13 protein-coding genes are annotated in these 20,050 nt (G+C 61.8%); 8 read left to right on the top strand and 5 right to left on the bottom strand.

Annotated elements, in window-relative coordinates; translation table 11 throughout:
- The first annotated feature begins 93 nt into the window (after positions 1-93).
- On the top strand, positions 94-1,326 hold the full coding sequence (locus HFO71_RS01950; protein WP_132610266.1) for a putative DNA modification/repair radical SAM protein: 1,233 nt from the start codon (positions 94-96) through the stop codon (positions 1,324-1,326).
- On the top strand, positions 1,326-2,780 hold the full coding sequence (locus HFO71_RS01955; protein WP_168259104.1) for a UdgX family uracil-DNA binding protein: 1,455 nt from the start codon (positions 1,326-1,328) through the stop codon (positions 2,778-2,780). Before HFO71_RS01950 ends, HFO71_RS01955 begins: the two co-directional genes overlap by 1 nt.
- 76 nt (positions 2,781-2,856) lie before the next feature.
- Here HFO71_RS01955 and carB read toward each other — a convergent pair whose 3' ends face one another.
- On the bottom strand, positions 2,857-6,345 hold the full coding sequence (gene carB / locus HFO71_RS01960; RefSeq protein WP_131639574.1) for a carbamoyl-phosphate synthase large subunit: 3,489 nt from the start codon (positions 6,343-6,345) through the stop codon (positions 2,857-2,859).
- A gap of 677 nt (positions 6,346-7,022) precedes the next feature.
- Between carB and ypfJ the strand changes: the two genes are divergently transcribed.
- Positions 7,023-7,943: a KPN_02809 family neutral zinc metallopeptidase gene (ypfJ, locus tag HFO71_RS01965; protein WP_131661089.1), complete on the top strand. Its 921-nt coding sequence runs from the start codon at positions 7,023-7,025 to the stop codon at positions 7,941-7,943.
- Between the two features lie 59 nt (positions 7,944-8,002).
- On the opposite strand, the gene HFO71_RS01970 is transcribed toward ypfJ, so the two are convergent.
- The gene (locus HFO71_RS01970) at positions 8,003-8,998 is read right to left on the bottom strand and encodes an aldo/keto reductase (RefSeq protein ID WP_221968266.1); all 996 of its coding nucleotides are present in this window, start codon (positions 8,996-8,998) and stop codon (positions 8,003-8,005) included.
- Positions 8,999-9,412: 414 nt separating this feature from the next.
- Here HFO71_RS01970 and HFO71_RS01975 point away from each other — a divergent pair, with 414 nt between their 5' ends.
- On the top strand, positions 9,413-10,657 hold the full coding sequence (locus HFO71_RS01975) for a TCR/Tet family MFS transporter (RefSeq protein WP_077978861.1): 1,245 nt from the start codon (positions 9,413-9,415) through the stop codon (positions 10,655-10,657).
- 142 nt (positions 10,658-10,799) lie between these two features.
- A complete protein-coding gene (locus tag HFO71_RS01980; RefSeq protein ID WP_025395408.1) occupies positions 10,800-12,203 on the top strand; it encodes an MATE family efflux transporter in 1,404 nt (467 codons plus the stop codon).
- 17 nt (positions 12,204-12,220) lie between these two features.
- On the opposite strand, the gene HFO71_RS01985 is transcribed toward HFO71_RS01980, so the two are convergent.
- Positions 12,221-12,541: an antibiotic biosynthesis monooxygenase gene (locus HFO71_RS01985; protein ID WP_131639571.1), complete on the bottom strand. Its 321-nt coding sequence runs from the start codon at positions 12,539-12,541 to the stop codon at positions 12,221-12,223.
- Between the two features lie 129 nt (positions 12,542-12,670).
- Positions 12,671-13,876, bottom strand: a complete 1,206-nt coding sequence (gene carA, locus HFO71_RS01990) for a glutamine-hydrolyzing carbamoyl-phosphate synthase small subunit (RefSeq protein WP_038614944.1) — start codon at positions 13,874-13,876, stop codon at positions 12,671-12,673.
- Positions 13,877-14,145: 269 nt separating this feature from the next.
- Here carA and HFO71_RS01995 point away from each other — a divergent pair, with 269 nt between their 5' ends.
- Complete coding sequence (locus HFO71_RS01995; RefSeq protein WP_017961417.1) at positions 14,146-14,601, top strand: GatB/YqeY domain-containing protein; 456 nt, start codon at positions 14,146-14,148, stop codon at positions 14,599-14,601.
- Between the two features lie 3 nt (positions 14,602-14,604).
- Here HFO71_RS01995 and HFO71_RS02000 read toward each other — a convergent pair whose 3' ends face one another.
- Positions 14,605-15,495: a hypothetical protein gene (locus tag HFO71_RS02000; RefSeq protein WP_206987681.1), complete on the bottom strand. Its 891-nt coding sequence runs from the start codon at positions 15,493-15,495 to the stop codon at positions 14,605-14,607.
- A 669-nt stretch (positions 15,496-16,164) separates the two neighbouring features.
- On the opposite strand from HFO71_RS02000, the gene dnaG reads away from it, so the two are divergent.
- Both dnaG and recQ read left to right on the top strand, forming a co-directional pair.
- The gene (gene dnaG, locus HFO71_RS02005) at positions 16,165-18,174 is read left to right on the top strand and encodes a DNA primase (protein ID WP_025395404.1); all 2,010 of its coding nucleotides are present in this window, start codon (positions 16,165-16,167) and stop codon (positions 18,172-18,174) included.
- Entirely contained in the window at positions 18,174-20,042 is a 1,869-nt protein-coding gene (recQ, locus tag HFO71_RS02010) for a DNA helicase RecQ (protein WP_025395403.1), read from the top strand. The genes dnaG and recQ overlap by 1 nt, the downstream gene beginning before the upstream one ends.
- The last annotated feature ends 8 nt before the right edge of the window (positions 20,043-20,050 follow it).

Genomic DNA, 20,050 nt, shown 5'->3' on the forward strand with positions numbered 1-20,050 from the left:
CCGCCCCGATATCGGGTGGTGCGGCTTGAAAATGGGCAGAAATCACATCGCCCTGATTGACTCTACCTATAAGAACATATAGTGAACATACTAATGAAGAAGTCGCTCACAGAACGCTTGGCCATCCTTTCCGATGCCGCGAAATATGACGCTTCCTGCGCTTCCAGCGGCACGGTGAAACGTGATTCCCGGGCAAGCGGCGGGCTCGGTTCGACTGAGGGATCCGGCATCTGTCATGCCTATGCCCCGGACGGGCGGTGCATTTCGCTTCTGAAAATACTGCTGACCAATTTCTGCATCTACGACTGTGCCTATTGCGTCAATCGCTCGTCGAGCAATGTCGAACGGGCGCGCTTTACACCGGAGGAGGTCATCTGGCTGACGCTGGAATTCTACCGTCGCAATTATATCGAAGGCCTGTTCCTTTCCTCCGGCATCATTCGGTCGCCCGATTACACGATGGAAGAGATGGTCCGCATCGTTCGCGAACTGCGTGTGAGCCACAATTTCCGCGGCTATATCCATCTGAAGTCTATCCCTGAGGCCTCACCGCGTCTGATCGAGGAAGCGGGGCTTCATGCAGACAGGCTGTCGCTGAATATCGAATTGCCGACGGATAACGGCATCACACGCTTTGCGCCGGAAAAGAAGCCTGCCAATATCAGGCGATCGATGGGGGATCTGAGGCTGAAGATCGAGGCCGCGGGCGAACCGACGCTGCGGACGAAGAAGCGTGAGCGTTTTGTGCCGGCCGGTCAGAGCACGCAAATGATCGTCGGCGCCGATGGCGCGAACGACGCAACGATCCTTGCGACCAGCGGCCGGCTTTACAGCAGCTACGGCCTGAAGCGCGTCTATTATTCCGCCTTCAGCCCGATCCCGGACTCGTCGAAAAATCTGCCGCTGATCAAGCCGCCGTTGATGCGCGAGCACCGGCTCTATCAGGCCGACTGGCTCTATCGATTCTACGGTTTCGGCATCGACGAGATCACCGCGAACCAGGCGGGAGGCATGCTCGATCTCAGCCTCGATCCCAAACTTGCCTGGGCGCTCGCCAACCGGGCCGAATTTCCCGTCGATATCAACAAGGCCGAGCGCGAGCGGTTGCTGCGTGTGCCCGGTCTCGGCACCAAGACAGTCAAATCGATCGTTTCGGCGCGGCGTTTTCGCCGGTTGCGGCTCGACGATCTTCAGCGGCTCGGCGTTTCGATCAAGAAGGTTCAGTCCTTCATCTCGGCGGAAGGCTGGTCGCCGCGCCGATTGATCGACCGCCCCGACCTTCGCGCTATGTTCGAACCGCAACCCGAACAATTGTCGTTGCTGTGATGCGCCGGGTCGTGCTGGCAGGACGCGGGGAGCTTGCCGAATGGCGTGATGCCGCACGCGCCTTCGCGGCCGCCGGCATATCGCCGGAGGGGATAGAGTGGCGCGAAAAACGTGCTGAGTCCGGGTTTGCGTTTCAACACGACGCGATGCCGCCGGCACCTGCTGCTGCACGAAGGCCGATGACGGTGCCACCCGCCTTTATCGAGCTTGCGGAAACGGTTCTCTGCCATTCCGATCCCACGCGCTTTTCCCTGCTTTACCGTCTGCTCTGGCGGCTGCAGATGGACCGGCAATTGCTTGAAGTGGCCTCCGACGAGGACGTCGCCCGTGCCAGGCTGATGGCGAAAAACGTTCGGCGCGACGCGCACAAGATGACGGCCTTCGTCCGCTTCAAGGAGGTTGGTGCGGTATCGGCGGATCGTCGAAAATTCCTCGCCTGGTTCGAGCCGGATCACCATATCGTCAGGCGTACAGCGCCCTTCTTCCAACGGCGCTTCACCGACATGGACTGGCTGATCGCCACACCCAAGGGATCAGCCGCCTGGGACGGCGAGCGGCTGACGATGAGCGACGAACCGTGTGAAAAACCCAATCTTACCGATGCTACCGATGACCTCTGGCGCACCTACTACGCCAGCATTTTCAATCCGGCGCGGTTGAAGCTGAAGGCGATGCAGGCGGAGATGCCAAAAAAATACTGGAAGAACCTGCCGGAAGCCGATCTCATTCCTGGGCTGATCGCATCGGCGGAGAGCAAGGTGCGGGCCATGGCCGCCCGGGAGGCGACCCAGTCATTGCCCTTTCACGATCGCCTGCAGGAGGCCGCGCGCAGCATCCCAGTTGAACCCGAAGCGCCGGCGGGCACGCTGGAAGCACTGCGCGCGGAAGCTGCCGGCTGCACCCGCTGTCCGCTTCACGCGAAGGCGACGCAAACCGTATTCGGGGAGGGGCCGCGCGATGCAGAGGTGATGTTCGTCGGCGAGCAGCCGGGCGACCAAGAGGATATATCAGGGCGCCCCTTCGTCGGTCCCGCCGGCAGGCTGCTGGACCAGGTGATCACTGAAGCGGGCATCGACCGCTCGACGCTTTACGTCACCAATGCCGTCAAGCATTTCAAATATGAGCCGCGCGGCAAGCGTCGCATCCATCAGAAGCCCAATATGGGAGAGGTGAAGCATTGCCGCTGGTGGCTCGATCTGGAGATGGCGCTGGTCAAGCCGAAGCTGGTCGTTGCCATGGGGGCGACGGCGCTTGCAGCGCTGACCGATACGAAGCAGCGGCTGCAGGATGTCAGGGGCAAGGCGATCGCGATCGACCAAAGGCGCACGCTCTTCGTGACAGTGCATCCGTCTTATCTGCTGCGTATTCCCGATGAGCAGTTGAAAGCGGATGAGCTGGCACGATTTCGCGAAGATATGCTGACAGTTCAGCGCCTTATGCTGGCAGTTGCATAAACTGATTCAGAAGTCGCCGGTGATGCCCAATGGCAAGGCTGGTACCATCGCTGATCGAGCGATGGCGTTCCGTATCTCAGGCGAAATAGCTCTGCAGCGGTCGCACTTCGAGATTGCCTGCCTTCAGCGCCTTGATCGCCTGGGCGGCGGCCTCGGCGCCTGCCATGGTCGTGTAGTAGGGCACCTTCTGCATCAGCGTCGCACGGCGCAGCGACTTGGAGTCCGAGATCGCCTTGTTGCCATCGGTGGTGTTGATGACGAGCTGGACCTGGCGGTTGCGGATCGCGTCCTCGATGTGCGGGCGGCCTTCGAGCACCTTGTTGATCTTAGTGGCGGTGATACCGTTTTCGGCGAGGAAGCGGGCGGTGCCGCCGGTCGCCAGCACTTTGAAGCCCTGCTCGACGAGGATGCGGATCGCCGGCAACACGCGCGGCTTGTCCGCGTCGCGGACGGAGACAAAGACCGTCCCGTCACGCGGCAGCTCGACGCCGGCGCCGAGCTGCGACTTGGCAAAGGCCAGCGCAAAATCGGTATCGAGGCCGATGACTTCACCCGTCGAGCGCATTTCCGGGCCGAGCAGCGTGTCGACGCCGGGGAAACGGGCGAAGGGGAAGACGGCTTCCTTGACGGCGATGTGCTTCAGCTTGCGCGGATCGGGCTTTTGCCCATAGGCGGCGAAGGTCGCATCGAGTTTCTCGCCGGCCATGACGCGGGCGGCGATCTTGGCAATTGGCGCACCGATGGTCTTGGCGACGAAAGGCACGGTGCGCGAGGCGCGCGGATTGACTTCGAGCACGTAGACGACATCGTCCTTGATGGCGAACTGGACGTTCATCAGGCCGCCGACATTGAGGGCTTTGGCCATGGCCTTGGCCTGGCGCTCCAGCTCGTCGAGCATCTCGTTGGAGAGCGTGCGCGGTGGCAGCGAGCAGGCGCTGTCGCCGGAATGGATGCCGGCTTCCTCGATATGCTCCATGATGCCGGCGACATAGACGTCGGTGCCGTCCGAGAGGCAGTCGACATCGACTTCGATGGCGTGGCTGAGATAGCTGTCGAAGAGCAGCGGGTTCTTGCCGAGCAAAGTGTTGATCTGGCCGGTCTTGTCGTTGGGATAGCGCTGCTTGATGTCCTCAGGTACCAGTTCAGGCACGGTATCGAGCAGGTAGCTCTGCAGCTGGCCTTCCGAATGAAGGATCTGCATGGCGCGGCCGCCGAGCACGTAAGAGGGACGCACGACCAGCGGGAAGCCGATTTCGGTGGCGACCATGCGGGCCTGCTCGACCGAATAGGCGATACCGTTGTTCGGCTGGTTGAGGTCGAGCTTCATCAACAGCTTCTGGAAGCGGTCGCGGTCCTCGGCAAGGTCGATCATGTCAGGTGCAGTGCCGAGGATCGGGATGCCGTTCTTTTCCAGCGCCTCGGCAAGCTTCAGCGGCGTCTGGCCGCCGAACTGGACGATGACGCCGACGACTTCGCCCTTTTCCTGTTCTGCCCGCAGGATCTCGATCACGTCCTCGGCCGTCAGCGGCTCGAAATAGAGACGGTCCGACGTATCGTAATCGGTCGAGACGGTTTCCGGATTGCAGTTGATCATGATCGCTTCATAACCCGCATCCTTCAACGCGAAGGCAGCGTGGCAGCAGCAATAGTCGAACTCGATGCCCTGGCCGATACGGTTCGGACCGCCGCCGAGGATGACGACCTTCTTGCGGTCGGACACTTCAGCCTCGGAGCGGGCGGCGCCGACGAAAGGCGTCTCATAGGTCGAATACATGTAGGCGGTCGGCGACGCGAATTCGGCCGCACAGGTATCGATGCGCTTGAAGACGGGGCGGACGTTCAGGCTGTTGCGGAATTCGGCGACTTCCTTCGGGCGCTTGCCGGTCAGCGTCGCCAGGCGCGCGTCGGAAAAGCCCATGGCCTTCAACATGCGCAGGTTGGCGGCATCATCCGGCAGGCCGTGCTCGCGGATCCGGGCTTCCATCTCGACGATATTCTTGAGCTCGGCGATGAACCAGGGATCGATCTTGCAGCCTTCGTGGACTTCGGCTTCGCTCATGCCCTGGCGCAGCGCCTGGGCGACCATGCGCAGGCGATCGGGCGTCGGTGTGCCGATTGCAGCGCGGATGGCGTTCTGGCTGGATTCGCCCTCTTCAAAGCCGGGGATCTCGATTTCGTCGAGGCCGGTCAGGCCGGTTTCGAGGCCGCGCAGCGCCTTCTGCAGCGATTCGGCGAAGGTGCGGCCGATCGCCATGACTTCGCCGACCGATTTCATCGCGGTCGTCAGCACCGGTGAGGCGCCGGGGAATTTTTCAAAGGCGAAACGTGGGATCTTGGTGACGACGTAGTCGATCGACGGTTCGAAGGAGGCAGGCGTTGCGCCGCCGGTGATGTCGTTATCCAGTTCGTCGAGCGTATAGCCGATCGCCAGCTTGGCGGCGATCTTGGCGATCGGGAAACCGGTGGCCTTGGAGGCGAGCGCCGACGAGCGCGAGACGCGCGGATTCATTTCGATGACGACAAGACGGCCGTCTTTTGGATTGACGGCGAACTGGACGTTCGAGCCGCCGGTCTCGACCCCGATCTCGCGCAGCACCGCGATCGAGGCGTTGCGCATGATCTGGTATTCCTTGTCCGTCAGCGTCAGCGCCGGCGCGACTGTAATCGAATCGCCGGTATGGACGCCCATCGGGTCGATGTTCTCGATCGAGCAGATGATGATGCAGTTGTCCGCCTTGTCGCGGACGACCTCCATTTCATATTCCTTCCAGCCGAGCACCGATTCCTCGACCAGCACTTCGGTGGTCGGCGAGGCATCGAGGCCGCCGCCGACGATCTCGAAGAATTCCGAGCGGTTGTAGGCGATGCCGCCGCCAGTGCCGCCGAGCGTGAAGGAGGGGCGGATGATGGCGGGCAGGCCGACATGGTCGATCGCCTGGGCGGCAATCGCCATGGCATGGCTCATGTAACGCTGCTTGCGGTCGCTCTCGCCGAGGTTCCACTGGTTTTCCAGCTCGTCCAGCGCCTTGTCGAGGTCGGATCCCGAGAGGCTTTCACGCAGCTTGACGCGCTCGGCCTCGTGCGTCTTGCGGTCGAGGTCCTTGATGTCGGTGGCGTTCGCCAGCATCGAGCGCGGGGTTTCGAGGCCGATACGGGCCATTGCTTCGCGGAACAGCGCGCGGTCCTCGGCCATGTCGATGGCGGCGGGCTTGGCGCCGATCATCTCGACATTGTAGCGGTCGAGGACGCCCATGCGCTTCAGCGAAAGCGCGGTGTTCAGCGCCGTCTGGCCGCCCATGGTCGGCAGTAGCGCATCCGGGCGCTCCTTGGCGATGATCTTGGCGACGACTTCGGGGGTGATCGGCTCGACATAGGTGGCGTCGGCAAGGCCCGGATCGGTCATGATCGTCGCCGGGTTGGAGTTGACGAGGATGACGCGGTAGCCTTCCTCTTTCAGCGCCTTGCAGGCCTGGGTGCCGGAATAATCGAACTCGCAAGCCTGGCCGATGACGATCGGTCCCGCGCCGATGATGAGGATCGATTTGATGTCTTGGCGCTTCGGCATGGGCGATATCCATTTCTAGCTGCGCAAAAAGCCGGCCAGGGTGGGAGATCACCGGGTCGGGTCGCGCATGGAGGGTCTTTTCAGGCTAGAAGCGGCTTATAGGCAAATGTATTTGCAAACGGAACCCCATAAATCGCGGAATCGACAGGAATCCAACAGGGCGCGAAGGGCTATTTCTCGTCAGACACGACCAGCGCCCGGATTTCGCCGTCACGCGTCAGATTGTTTATGGCTTCTGGTGCCTCCTCAAGTCCAATCCAACTGGATATCTGCGGCTCAAACATGATCGTGTCACAGGCGACGAGATCAGCCGGCGTGGCCGTGGGTGAAAGGTTCGAACATGCGGGGCCGCCCGTTTATTTACCGGAACAATATCGCGCCCGTAAAAGTTCTCGGCCGAGAAACTGGAGGCTGCAATGGTAGATCCTAAAGACAAAGAACCGGCAGAAGGCTCGCGGGAGACCGTGGATAAGGAGTTGGCGCGTCAAGAGGAGGGATAGTCGCCGCCAGGCGCTGCCCACAAAGGCGCCGGACCGAAAGGAGCAGCGCAACCCCGCTCAACGAACAAGTGAGGCCACGCAGGCGTTTGTTTTCGGTACGAGTGAAGTCGCTGGAATTCCGGCCGTCGACGGATATATAGATTGAGTGCAAGCAGGGCCTTGCCGGGGAGAGCGAAAATGGAATGGAGAGGCCGACGTCAGTCAGACAATGTCGAGGATCGCCGCGGCGGTCCCTCCGGTGGCGGTTTCGGCCGCGGCGGTGGCTTCAATTTTCCCTCCGGCGGCGGCGTTCGCCGCGCCGGCGGGGGCTTGAGCATCGGCACGATCATCTTCCTTGTCGTCATCTATTTCATCTTCAAGATGATGGGCATCGATCTGCTGCAGGTGCTCGACAGCGGCGGCACGACGAGTGGTCCCGGCTACGAGCAGAGCCAGTCCGGCGGAACACGCACGCCCGCCAACGACGAGATGACTGCGTTTATGCGCACCGTCCTTGCCGAGACCGAGGATACCTGGCAGGGCATCTTCCAGGCGCAGGGCCAAAATTACGAGGAGCCACGCCTCGTCCTGTTCTCGGGCTCGACGGCATCGGCCTGCGGCTCCGCATCATCTGCAACAGGTCCGTTCTACTGCCCGAGCGACCACAAGCTCTATCTCGATACCGAATTCTTCCAGGAGCTTTCCGACCGCTTCGGCGCGTCGGGTGATTTCGCCGAGGCCTATGTCGTTGCCCATGAGGTCGGTCATCACGTGCAGAACCTGCTCGGCATCCTGCCGAAGTTCAACCAGGCCCGTCAGCGCATGAGCGAGGCCGACGCCAACAAGATGTCGGTGCGCGTCGAGCTGCAGGCCGATTGCTTTGCCGGCATCTGGGGCAAATATACCCAGCAGAAAGGCCTGCTCGAGTCAGGCGATCTGGAGGAAGCGCTGAACGCAGCCCAGCAGATCGGTGACGATTCGCTGCAGAAGCGGTCACAGGGTTACGTCGTCCCGGAAAGTTTCAACCACGGTACCTCGGAGCAGCGGGTCAAATGGTTCAAGCGCGGCTTCGACAGCGGACAGCTGTCGGTTTGCGATACGTTCTCGGGACCGGTTTGAGGGCTGGAGATGAAGAGGCGCATGGCACAAAGAACATCGCAGCCCCTTCGATCCCTCGGTTACTTCTCGCTGTCCATATGCTGCAGCATATGCTCGGGATAACGCCCACCCGCGGCCGCGTCTTTCGGCACGGCGCGTTCGATGACGGCGAAATCCTCCGGCGTCAGGTCGACAGCGCGTGAGCCGAGCGCTTCCGTCAGTCGGTCGCGGCGGCGAGCGCCGATGATCGGGACGATATCCTTGCCCTTGGCGGCGACCCATGCGATGGCGATCTGGGCGACAGAGACGCTCTTTGCCTCGGCGATCTCGCGCAGTTTCTCCACCAGGGCAAGGTTCTGCTCGATATTGCCTTCCTGGAAGCGCGGGCTGTAGGCGCGGAAATCGCCGGCCGTCGCACCCCGGCCCTTCTGCCAATGGCCGCTGATCAGGCCGCGCGAGAGTACGCCGTAGGCAGTGATCGAGATGCCGAGTTCGCGGGTTGTCGGCAGGATCTTTTCCTCGATGCCGCGCGAGATCAGCGAATATTCGATCTGCAGGTCGACGATCGGGGCCACAGCGGCGGCGCGGCGGATCGTGTGGGCGCCGACTTCCGACAGGCCGATATGCCTGACATAACCCGCCTTGACCATGTCGGCGATGGCGCCGACCGTGTCCTCGATCGGTACGTTCGGATCGAGACGGGCGGGACGGTAGATGTCGATATAGTCGACGCCAAGGCGCTGCAGCGTATAGCTGAGGAAGTTCTTCACCGCGACCGGACGGCCGTCGAAGCCGTTCCAGCCGCCGACGGGATCGCGCAGGCCGCCGAACTTGACGCTGATGACGGCGCCCTCGCGCTTGCGGCCCTTCAATGCCTCGCCGATCAGCATTTCATTATGGCCCATGCCGTAGAAATCGCCGGTGTCGAGCAGATTGACGCCGGCATCGAGCGCGCCATGGATCGTCGCGATGCTTTCTGCGCGATCGGAGGGGCCGTACATGCCCGACATGCCCATGCAGCCGAGGCCGACGGCCGAGACATCGGGTCCGGTCCTTCCCAAACGATAGGTCTGCATTGTCTTCTCCTTCCTTCTGCGCCGAAGCGGCGCAATCGGGCTTTTGCGCCGGGCGTCGTCATCGATGCTGCCGTTCTACCGCTTTCGCATTCGGGCGATAATCGGAGGGTATCGAACAGGCTGTGCGGGGAAATGCACAATGACCAGTTTTTGGACCGATCTTCTCCGGTGATCTGGATGCCGTCGCGGCGATTGCAAGGGAACGCATCGCCCGGCGATCGCTGGGCGGCTGGCGATTATCTGAAACTGGAACTACAACGCGCGCCCACCGGTTGAGGCCTGTTATAAATTTCCCGTTGAGCATTATCAAAAACTATGAGATGTTCACGGATTGTTTCGGTTTCTTTTCTGAGCTATGTCACTTTCTCGGCGACGAGATCGTCTTTTCAGAACCAACCGCTGTAGAGATGCCTCATGCTTGACCCGAAATTCGTTCGCCGCGGCCTTTTCCTGGTCTTCATCATCCTCTTCCTCGACATTATCGGCATCGCCATCATCATGCCGGTGCTGCCCGCCTATCTGGAGCAACTGACCGGCGGCAGCGTCAGCGATGCGGCGATCGACGGCGGCTGGCTGATGCTGGTCTATGCCGGCATGCAATTCCTGTTCGCGCCGCTGCTCGGAAACCTGTCCGACCGCTTTGGCCGCCGGCCGATCCTGTTGCTTTCGGTGCTGACCTTCGCGATCGACAATTTCATTTGCGGCATCGCCACCAGCTTCTGGATGCTGTTCGTCGGCCGCGTGCTTGCCGGCATCAGCGGCGGCAGCTTTGCCACCTGCTCGGCGTATATCGCCGATATCAGCACGGAGGAGAACCGGGCGAAGAATTTCGGGCTGATAGGCATCGCCTTCGGCGTCGGCTTCACCATCGGCCCCGTCGTTGGCGGTGTCCTCGGCGAATTCGGCCCCCGTGTGCCGTTCCTCGGCGCGGCTGCGCTGTCGCTTGTCAATTTCATCGCCGCCTGCTTCCTGCTGCCGGAAACGCTGGAGGCGAAGAACCGCCGCCGGTTCGAGTGGAAACGCGCCAATCCACTTGGCGCGTTGCGCCAGATGCGCCATTATCCCGGCATCGGCTGGGTCAGCCTCGTCATGTTCCTGTTCTTCCTGGCGCATGCCGTCTATCCCTCGGTCTGGGCGTTCGTCTCGACCTATCGATACGGTTGGAGCGAGGGACAGATCGGCCTATCGCTCGGCATTTACGGGATTGGTGCTGCGCTCGTCATGGGGCTGGTCCTGCCGCGCGTCGTGCCTCTGCTCGGCGAATGGAAAACGGCGCTTCTCGGCCTCTGCTTTTCAGCTGCAGGACTGACCGGCTATGCCTTCGCCTGGGAGGGCTGGGTGGTTTACGTCGTCATCGTCGCGACCGTCATCGAAAACGTCGCCGACCCGCCGCTGCGCAGCATCGCCGCCGGCATGGTTCCGCCTTCGGCGCAGGGCGAGCTGCAGGGCGCGCTTACCAGCCTCAGCAGCATCACCACCATTGTCGGGCCGCTGATCTTCACGCAGATGTTTTCCTACTTCACGCAGCCTGAGGCGCCTGTCACTTTTGCCGGCGCGCCGTATCTCACGGCCGCCGTGCTCATCCTTCTGGCCGCCGGGGTATTCCTCACAAGGGTTCCGGTGAGGGAGCCGGCCGAGGCGCTGGAAGCCACGGGCTGATTGATCAGAAATAGTGATGCGATGATGAATTTTTCATCATCTGCCTTATCTGGGGTAGTTCTTTGCGGGGCTTTGCTCTAAGCCCGGATGATATTTCGCCGCAAGCTGTGGCGACGCATATTTCAATCACAGGACTGGTGTCATGGACACGCCGATCGACGCGCGCAGGCTTGCGCCGACAAACGATAATCGTTGGGGCGCACATTTCCGTGCGACGCTGGCGCTCGGCATTCCGCTGATCGGCGCGCAGCTTGCCCAGCTCGGTATCCACACCACCGATGTGATGATCGTCGGACGTCTCGGCGCCGAACAGCTGGCGGCGATGGTGCTGTCGGCGCAGTTCCTGTTCACGATCCTCATCTTCGGTTCGGGCTTTGCCATCGCCGTCATTCCGATGGTGGCGCAGGCCTATGGCCGCGGCGACGTCGTCTCGGTGCGCCGATCGCTGCGCATGGGTCTCTGGGTGGTGATCGGATTTTGGATCATCATGCAGCCGGCCTTCTTCAATGCGGAACAGATCCTGCTCTTTGCGCAGCAGAAGCCCGAGGTGGCCAAGCTCGCCCATGGTTATATCATGATCGGCCAGTTCGGCGTGCTGCCGGGCCTGCTCTTCAACGTCATGCGCTCGCTCGTCAGCGCCATCGGCAAGGCAGGCATCATCCTCAACGTCACCATCGCCACGCTGGTGATGAACGCGATCTTCGCCTATATGCTCGTGCTCGGCCATTTCGGTTTTCCGGCGATGGGGCTTGAGGGCGCGGCGATCGTTTCGGTCGTCGTGCAGACGGCCGGCTTCCTCTTCATCCTTGCTTTCGTGCAGCGGCGGGAAGAGACGCGGCGCTACGAGATCTTCGTGCGGTTCTGGAAACCCGACTGGCACGCGCTGCTGGAGGTCATCCGGCTCGGTTTCCCGATCAGCGTTACCCTCCTTGCCGAGGTCAGCCTGTTCACGGTAGCCTCACTGCTGATGGGCTATATCGGTACGATCGAGCTTGCCGCCCACGGCATTGCCCTGCAATGGGCCTCGATCGCCTTCATGATCCCGCTCGGCCTCAGCCAGGCGGCGACGGTGCGCATCGGCGTCGCGCACGGGCAGGGCGACCATCGGGGGCTGGTGCGCGCTTCGATCATGGTTGTTATCATCGCTTGCGCCATCTCGGCAGTCGGCTCGGTGCTCTTTGCCACCATGCCGCAATTCCTCGGCAGCTGGTTCCTTGACGTCAACTCGCCCGAGGCGTCCGAAGTGCTTGCCTATGCCGGGCCGCTGATCGTCGTTGCCGGGCTTTTCCAGCTGGTCGACGGGCTGCAGGTGGTTGCCAATGGATTGCTGCGCGGTCTCAAGGACGCGCGCGTGCCGATGATCATGGCACTGATCGCTTATTGGCCGATCGGCTTCTTCCTCGCCTGGGCCTTTGCTTTCCCGCTCGGTTTCGGCGGTATCGGCATCTGGTTCGGCTTCCTCGTCGGGCTGGCAGCCGCCGCCGTCATGCTCTGCGGACGGTTCTATCTTCTCCTTCGCCGGGAGGGCGCAATGGCCGGCGCCTGAGCCGGCCGGCGCTGCGATCAGGCCGCGACAGGCTTGTAGCCGGCGATGTCGGCGCGAATACCGAGACGCGCAAACATTTCCTGCGGATCGAAATTCGCACCCTTATGGGCGGCCGCCACGGCTGCCCGCGCGCGCTCGACGACCTCGGTATTTTCCCATTCGGCAATGGTGACGAAATTGAATTCGCCTGGACCAGCGACCTGCTCCAGCACCCTGTGATCGATGAAACCGTCCTGCACCTCCAACACCTTGTGGGTCATCATCACTTTGACGAGAAATTCCACGCGTGCCGCCGCCGGCACGATGAACTTGTCGACTCGAAAGAAAGCTCCGCTCATCCAGTTTTCTCCTGCATCAGATGTCTGCAGGCAGATCTGTAATTCCTCAAGTTAAGCTGAGGTCAATATGCGAATAAAGAAAAAGGCCCACTTGTGTGAGCCTTGATCAGAAGTATGCACTATTTGAAATCAGCGTTCGGCGAGCGCCGGTTCGCCCTTCTTCTCGCGCACCATGTTGATGAAGCGGCGGAAGAGATAATGGCTGTCCTGCGGGCCGGGAGAGGCTTCCGGATGGTGCTGGACCGAGAAGACTTGCTTGCCGAGGACGCGCAGGCCGCAATTGGTGCCGTCGAAAAGCGAAATATGAGTCTCTTCAACGCCATCCGGCAGCGACTTCGAGTCGACCGCGAAGCCGTGGTTCATCGAGACGATCTCGACCTTGCCGGTCGTATGGTCCTTGACGGGGTGGTTGGCGCCGTGATGGCCCTGATGCATCTTCTCGGTCTTCGCGCCGAGTGCCAGGCCCAGCATCTGGTGGCCGAGGCAGATGCCGAAGACCGGGATATCGGTCTTGATCAGTGTCTTGATCACAGGCACGGCATAGTCGCCGGTTGCCGCCGGATCGCCCGGGCCGTTCGACAGGAAGATGCCGTCCGGCTGCATGGCGAGCACGTCTTCGGCGCTCGTTGCTGCCGGCACGACGGTCACCTTGCAGTCGAGGCCGGCAAACAGGCGCAGGATGTTGCGCTTGACGCCGTAATCGAGGCAGACGACGTGGTATTTCGCGTCCGTGGCCTGGAGTTCACCGTAACCTTCATTCCAGACCCACGGCGTTTCGGTCCATTGCGAGGACTGGCCCGAGGAGGCGATCTTGGCGAGGTCGAGACCTTCGAGGCCACTCCAGGCTTTGGCTTCGGCCTTCAGCGCCTCGATGTCGAAGACGCCGTTCGGGTCGTGGGCGATCACCGCGTTCGGAGCCCCGTTCTCACGGATCCAGGCGGTCAGTGCGCGTGTGTCGATGCCGCAGAGACCGATGACGCCGCGGGCCTTCAGCCATTGGTCGAGGTGCTTGGCGGCGCGGTAGTTCGAGGGCTCAGTGATGTCGGCCTTGAAGATGACGCCGACGGCGCCGTGGCGGGCGGCAGGCGTCAGATCCTCGATGTCTTCATCATTGGTGCCGATATTGCCGATATGCGGGAAGGTGAAGGTGACGATCTGGCCGAGATAGGAGGGGTCCGTCAGGATCTCCTCATAGCCGGTCAGCGCGGTGTTGAAGACCACTTCGGCCGGCACCTTGCCGGTCGCGCCGATGCCCTTGCCTTCGATGACCGTGCCGTCGGCAAGAACGAGCAGGGCGGTCGGCTTTTCGATTGTCCAGGGTGCTGTCGCGGTCATCTTCATCCCGTTTCCGGCAGGTGGGCGCGTTGTCGCGCTCGTCGCCATTTGATTTCGCAGGCGTGTGGACACGGCAATGCCGCGCGCTTCAGGCCTGATCACGAATTTTGGTGCAGGTGGCGGTAAATAGCCACGCAATCGCTTAGCGTCAATCTTTGTAGCCAAGATCGTGGCCGTTTTCCTGCGCTTTATCGCGCTGACCGCGCAATTTATTTGATCCGCCGCATCAGCGTGGTTTATGAAGCGGCATCAAAACAGGAGTGAAGACCATGCTGCGCGATCAACTCGCCACCCAGCTGAAAGAGGCGATGAAGGCCAAGAATGCGGAGCGGCTTTCCACCGTCCGGCTGATTCAGGCCGCGGTCAAGGACCGCGATATCGCCAACCGCGGCACCGGCAAGGAGCAGGCGAGCGACGACGAGATCCTGCAGATCCTCGCCAAAATGGTGAAGCAGCGCGACGAATCGGCCAAGATCTACGAGGAGAATTCCCGGCCGGAGCTTGCCGCCAAGGAGCGCGCCGAAATCACCGTCATCCAGGATTTCATGCCAAAGCAGCTTTCGGACAGCGAAGTGCGCGCCAATGTCTCGGCGATCATCACTGAAACGGGTGCCGCAGGCGCCAAGGACATGGGCAAGGTGATGGCGGCGCTGAAGGAGCGTTATGCCGGCCAGATGGATTTCGCCAAGGCGTCGGCGACCGTCAAGGAACTGTTGAACGGATAAGCCTCAGATAACCTTTCTTGCCTGCGGTTCGTCACTGACCGCAGGCCCGAGCACTGCTTCGGCGGCGGCATCGATGATGGCGAATTTCGCCGCCTGATAATTCCAGTATTCGCGGATGAAACGGGCCGATAGCCAGAAGTCACCCTTGCGGGAGGGTTGCGTCCAACCGATGCTCTCCATGGTCGCTGCCTGCATCAGAAGCCGCTTCAGGTGGGTGTTGGAGATCATGAACTGTTCACGGATTTCCCTGAGCGACAGGGGGCCGAGCACGACGCGTTCGGCCGTCCGTGGAAATTCGGGAAGGCGCGAGATCAGGTAGTCCATCACCAGCCCGCCGGAATTCGCCCAGTTGAAAAGGTTGAAGGTGGCGCCCGGATTGCGGACTGCTTCACTTCCTATGATCGCCCTTGCGATCAGCGGCTGGATCGCTGCCATCATCGCCGAGGGGTCGGCGGTGATCTGATCGGCGCGCTCGCCGCCGTCGAGGCTGTCGAGGATCATCATATGGGCGACGAGCCATCGGGTGAAATGCTGCTCGGCGATTTCGGTGGGCTCCAGGTAACGTGTGCGCTTGTCGGGGCCGGGGACCGGTCGCAGGAAGCGATAGGCCAGCATTTCCTGCATGAAGGCCGCGGCTGTGTTGCGGCTGGCGATGTCGTTCCTGACCGCAAAATCGATGAAGCGCCCAGAATAGAGGCCGCCGCTCTTCCCATCGTCGGAATAACCGTAATGAAGCGCGAAGCCGGCATGGGCCATCAGCCAGCGCTGCTGCGCGGCGAAGATCGAGGCGATGCGCGGGCTCTCGCGATAGATGGCGAGCATCTGATCGGCGCAATGCAGGATCGCAGCGAGAAAGCGATCGTCTGCTGCAAGATTATCCGCGGTAAAAGCCATTTGGAGAGGTCCAGGGAGTTCGGCGCATACATCTTTCATGCAGGCGCCGCCTGTCAACGGTTTTGTCAATAAGCGGTTAATCTCAAAGGGAGAGTTGTCGCAAGGAGCCAAAAATTTAAGAAGGCAGGAGCTGGGGGCGCTCCTGCCTTCTTGCTCTTTGCTTCCACCGGCACGCAGGGCCGAAGCCCAAGCCGGAGGGTATTTGCAAAGGCACCCTTGCGAAGCGGCGCCGGGGGTAGGGATGGTGCTTCGCTCGGGGATCGCTTTGTTGAGATCGAACCTATTGCGGGCTGGCTGCTTATTCAAATTACAAAAAAATAATAATTGCCGGAATCGGCGATTTGGGAGGCGTCGAAGCGGGCTCTCGGGAGGTGGCGCGGAGGATCATGAGGCGCAATCGGAAGAGGTAATAAACCTTTGTTCCCAAAAGTTTTTCTTCGGATCTGTCAGAGGCTTCCGCTGTCGCGGAAGTCATGGGTGGCGGCGGAATTCCGGCTCTGCGACGACAATAATGTCGCACCCTGTCGCAGGGGGCGATAACGCGTTTTTGATTGGATAACCGGAGCCGCCGATGACGGCCGCATAGCCTGTGAATAGCGGGTTTTCATGACAAGTTTCATGGCATGGAGCGGAAAAGCAGCTTATATGGGAGCTGGCCAAGAGGTATAAATGCGCTTTTCCAACACCTTTCTCGATGATATTCGCGACCGCGTTCCGATTTCGAACGTGATTGCGCGCCGCGTGAGCTGGGACAAACGCAAGACCAATGTGTCGCGCGGCGATTACTGGGCCTGCTGCCCGTTCCACGGCGAGAAATCGCCGAGCTTTCACTGCGAGGACCGCAAGGGCCGTTATCATTGCTTCGGCTGCGGCGTCACCGGAGACCATTTCCGCTTCCTGACGGAACTTGAAGGTCTGAGTTTCCCCGAGGCGGTGCAGCAGATCGCCGATATGGCCGGCGTGCCGATGCCGCTTGCCGATCCTGTGATGGAGAAGCGCGAGAAGGAGCGCGGCTCGCTGATCGACGTCATGGAAATGGCGACACAGTTTTTCCAGGATCAGCTGCAGACGGCGAATGGGGCGAGGGCGCGCGCCTATCTGCGCGACCGCGGATTGACGGGACGCACCATCGAGACCTTCCGTCTCGGCTTTGCGCCCGACAGCCGCAATGCGCTCAAGGAATTCCTCGCCGGCAAGGGTGTCTCCAAGGAGCAGATCGAGGCCTGCGGTCTGGTCGTGCATGAAAACGTGCCGGTTTCCTATGATCGCTTCCGCGACCGCATCATGTTCCCGATCCTTTCGTCGCGGGAAAAGGTGATCGCTTTCGGCGGCCGCGCCATGTCTGCCGATGCGCCGGCGAAATATCTGAACTCCAACGAGACGGAGCTCTTCCACAAGGGCAATGTCCTTTACAATTTCGCCCGCGCGCGCCGCGCGATCCAGGGACCGGGCCGCGGCGATCCTCAGGACGACAATGCGACCGGCACCATCATCGCCGTCGAAGGCTATATGGACGTGATCGCGCTCTATCAGGCGGGCATCGAGAATGCCGTTGCGCCGCTTGGCACGGCGCTCACCGAAAACCAGCTCGAGCTGCTCTGGAAGATGGTGCCGCAGCCGGTGCTCTGCTTCGACGGCGACAGCGCCGGCATCCGCGCCGCCAATCGCGCCGCCGAACTGGCGCTGCCGCATCTGAAGCCCGGCCGTTCCGTTCGCTTCGCGCTTCTGCCCGATGGCAAGGATCCCGACGATCTGGTGCGCGATGACGGGCGCGCGCCTTTCGACAAGGTGATGAGCCAGGCAAAGCCGCTCTCCGAGATGCTTTGGAGCCGGGAGATCAATACCGGCAAGTTCGACACGCCGGAGGCGCGCGCCGAACTCGAGGCGCGGCTGAAGCAACTGGTCGCCGTCATCGCCGACGAGAACGTCCGCCGTCACTACCAGCAGGATATTCGCGATCGGCTGAACGTCTTCTTCCAGCCGCAGTTCCAGAACCGCAACAATGGCGATCGCCGCGGCGGCTTCAACGGCAACGGCAATTACCGGACGGGCCGCGACAATGCGGGCAAGGCCGGGCCGAAAAGCCCCAGCGTCATTTCCGAAAGGCTCGCCCGCTCGGGTCCCGTGCGCGGTCACCAGAACAATACGGCGCTGCGCGAAAGCGTGCTGGCGTTGACCGTCGTCAATCACCCCTCGCTGATGATCGACGATTATGACGAGATCGCCGCAATCGAATATGACAGCCGCGAGCTGCAGCGGCTCTGGTCGGCGATGCTGGGGGCAGCCGCGGCCGTCGCCGGCCCGCATCTGACGCGCGAATATCTGACCGAAAGGCTGGAATTCGAAGGCTTCGGCCCGCTCATCAAAAGCCTCGACCAGCAGGTGCGCAATGCCCGGCTATGGATCGCGACCGAGGAGGCTGCGATGGAGGATGCGCGTGAGGGATACCGCCAGGCACTGGCCTCCCACAAGCGGGCGAAGGCGCTGCGCCGGCAGAAGATCGAGCTCGAGCGCGAGATCGCGCTGGCAACCGAAGCCGGCGACGGCGAGGCGATCGTTCAGCTGATGCGAGCGCAGCAGGAAGTGCATTTCGAAGGGGTGCGCCTTGAGAACCAGGAGGCCATCATCGATGGCTTCGGCGTGCTTTCCGGCCGCGTCAAAGGGGCGGCGAACCACTGATGTCGCTGACTGAACGAAACGAACCGGGCTTTTCCGCTTCCGGCGCGCTGTTTTCTTCCGGCCGCTCGCCGCTCGATATCCTCAAGCAGGTCTACGGCTATTCCTCCTTCCGCGGCAAGCAGCAGCAGGTGGTCGAGCATGTGGTTTCCGGCGGCGATGCGGTCGTGCTCTTTCCCACAGGCGCCGGCAAGTCGCTGTGCTTCCAGATCCCGGCGCTCTGCCGCGATGGCGTCGGCATCGTCGTTTCGCCGCTGATTGCGCTGATGCGCGATCAGGTGGAGGCGATGAAGCAGCTCGGCATCCGCGCCGCAGCACTCAACTCGTCGCTGTCGCGCGAGGAGTTCGTCGAGGTTCGCCGCGCGCTTTCGGCGGGCCAGCTCGACCTTCTCTACGTGACGCCCGAGCGCATTTTGACCGATGGGTTCCGTGAGCTGATCGCCAACGAGAAGATCGCGCTATTTGCGATTGACGAGGCCCATTGCGTCTCGCAATGGGGCCATGATTTCCGGCCGGAATATCGCGAACTCGGGCGGCTCGGCGAGCAATATCCCGGTGTGCCCCGCGTGGCGCTGACGGCGACGGCCGATCCGCATACGCGCGACGACATGATCGAGCGGCTGGGTTTGGATTCTGCCGAGATCTTCACCACCAGTTTCGACCGTCCGAACATCGCCTACGAGATCGTCGAGCGTGATCAGCCGCGCCAGCAGCTGCTGCGGTTCCTGTCCGGCCACAAGGGCGACAGCGGCATCGTCTATTGCCTGTCGCGCGCCAAGGTCGAGGATACGGCCGAATGGCTAAACGGGCAGGGCATTCGCGCCCGCGCCTATCATGCAGGCATGGACAGGGCGGTTCGTGACGCCAATCAGGATGCCTTCCTGAAAGAAGAGAACCTCTGTCTGGTCGCCACCGTCGCCTTCGGCATGGGCATCGACAAACCGAACGTGCGTTATGTCGCCCATCTCGACCTGCCGGGTTCGGTGGAAGCCTATTATCAGGAGACTGGGCGCGCCGGCCGCGACGGCCTGCCGTCCGAAGTCTGGATGGCCTATGGCATGGCCGACGTCATCCAGCGCGGCCGGATGATCGACGAGGGCAGCGCTGCCGCGGAGATCAAACGGGTCGAACGCGCCAAGCTCAACGCATTGCTGGCGATCTGCGAGACCGCCTCCTGCCGCCGCCAGGCGATCCTTGCCCATTTCGGCGAGGCGCATGCCGGCCATTGCGGCAATTGCGACACCTGCCTGAAGCCCGTCGAGACCTGGGAGGGCACGGACGCGGCAATCAAGGCGTTGGCGGCCGTCTACCGCACCGGCGAGCGTTTCGGCGCTGGCCATGTCATCGATGTGCTCCTCGGCCACGTCAACGAAAAGACCGAACGCTTCGGTCATGCCGAAATGCCGGTCTTCGGCGCCGGCAAGGATATTCCGGCGCGCGTCTGGCAGTCGGTCTTCCGCCAGTTGCTTGCCATGGGGCTGATCCGTGTCGACCACGAGGCCTTCGGGGCGCTGAAGCTGGAGCCGGAGGCGCGTGCCGTCTTCAAGCACGAGCGACAGGTGTTCTTCCGCAAGGACCGCCCGGCCTCGGAACGGCGCACGAAGAAGGCGGAGCGCAGCGAGCGCAAATCGGGACTATCAGGCGCCGACGGCAGTCTCTTCGAGGCGCTTAGGGCCGAGCGCATGGCGATCGCCAAATCGCTCGGCGTGCCGCCCTATGTCGTCTTTCCCGATACGACGCTGATCGCCTTCGCCACGGAGCGGCCTCGCAGCCGCAAGGAATTGCTCGCCATATCAGGCGTCGGGCAGGCGAAGCTCGAACGTTACGGCGATGCCTTCCTGGAGATCATCCTGGCACAGGACAACGGCTGAGCGGCAAG

The organism is Rhizobium laguerreae, from assembly GCF_019778565.1.
GTDB classification, from domain to species: domain Bacteria; phylum Pseudomonadota; class Alphaproteobacteria; order Rhizobiales; family Rhizobiaceae; genus Rhizobium; species Rhizobium laguerreae.

Excerpts from the sequence above, each read along its gene's own strand:
- HFO71_RS01950 (WP_132610266.1), top strand. The coding sequence starts at position 94 with ATGAAGAAGTCGCTCACAGAACGCTTGGCCATCCTTTCCGATGCCGCG.
- HFO71_RS01955 (WP_168259104.1), top strand. The coding sequence starts at position 1,326 with ATGCGCCGGGTCGTGCTGGCAGGACGCGGGGAGCTTGCCGAATGGCGT.
- carB (WP_131639574.1), bottom strand. The coding sequence starts at position 6,345 with ATGCCGAAGCGCCAAGACATCAAATCGATCCTCATCATCGGCGCGGGA.
- ypfJ (WP_131661089.1), top strand. The coding sequence starts at position 7,023 with ATGGAATGGAGAGGCCGACGTCAGTCAGACAATGTCGAGGATCGCCGC.
- HFO71_RS01970 (WP_221968266.1), bottom strand. The coding sequence starts at position 8,998 with ATGCAGACCTATCGTTTGGGAAGGACCGGACCCGATGTCTCGGCCGTC.
- HFO71_RS01975 (WP_077978861.1), top strand. The coding sequence starts at position 9,413 with ATGCTTGACCCGAAATTCGTTCGCCGCGGCCTTTTCCTGGTCTTCATC.
- HFO71_RS01980 (WP_025395408.1), top strand. The coding sequence starts at position 10,800 with ATGGACACGCCGATCGACGCGCGCAGGCTTGCGCCGACAAACGATAAT.
- HFO71_RS01985 (WP_131639571.1), bottom strand. The coding sequence starts at position 12,541 with ATGAGCGGAGCTTTCTTTCGAGTCGACAAGTTCATCGTGCCGGCGGCG.
- carA (WP_038614944.1), bottom strand. The coding sequence starts at position 13,876 with ATGACCGCGACAGCACCCTGGACAATCGAAAAGCCGACCGCCCTGCTC.
- HFO71_RS01995 (WP_017961417.1), top strand. The coding sequence starts at position 14,146 with ATGCTGCGCGATCAACTCGCCACCCAGCTGAAAGAGGCGATGAAGGCC.
- HFO71_RS02000 (WP_206987681.1), bottom strand. The coding sequence starts at position 15,495 with ATGGCTTTTACCGCGGATAATCTTGCAGCAGACGATCGCTTTCTCGCT.
- dnaG (WP_025395404.1), top strand. The coding sequence starts at position 16,165 with ATGCGCTTTTCCAACACCTTTCTCGATGATATTCGCGACCGCGTTCCG.
- recQ (WP_025395403.1), top strand. The coding sequence starts at position 18,174 with ATGTCGCTGACTGAACGAAACGAACCGGGCTTTTCCGCTTCCGGCGCG.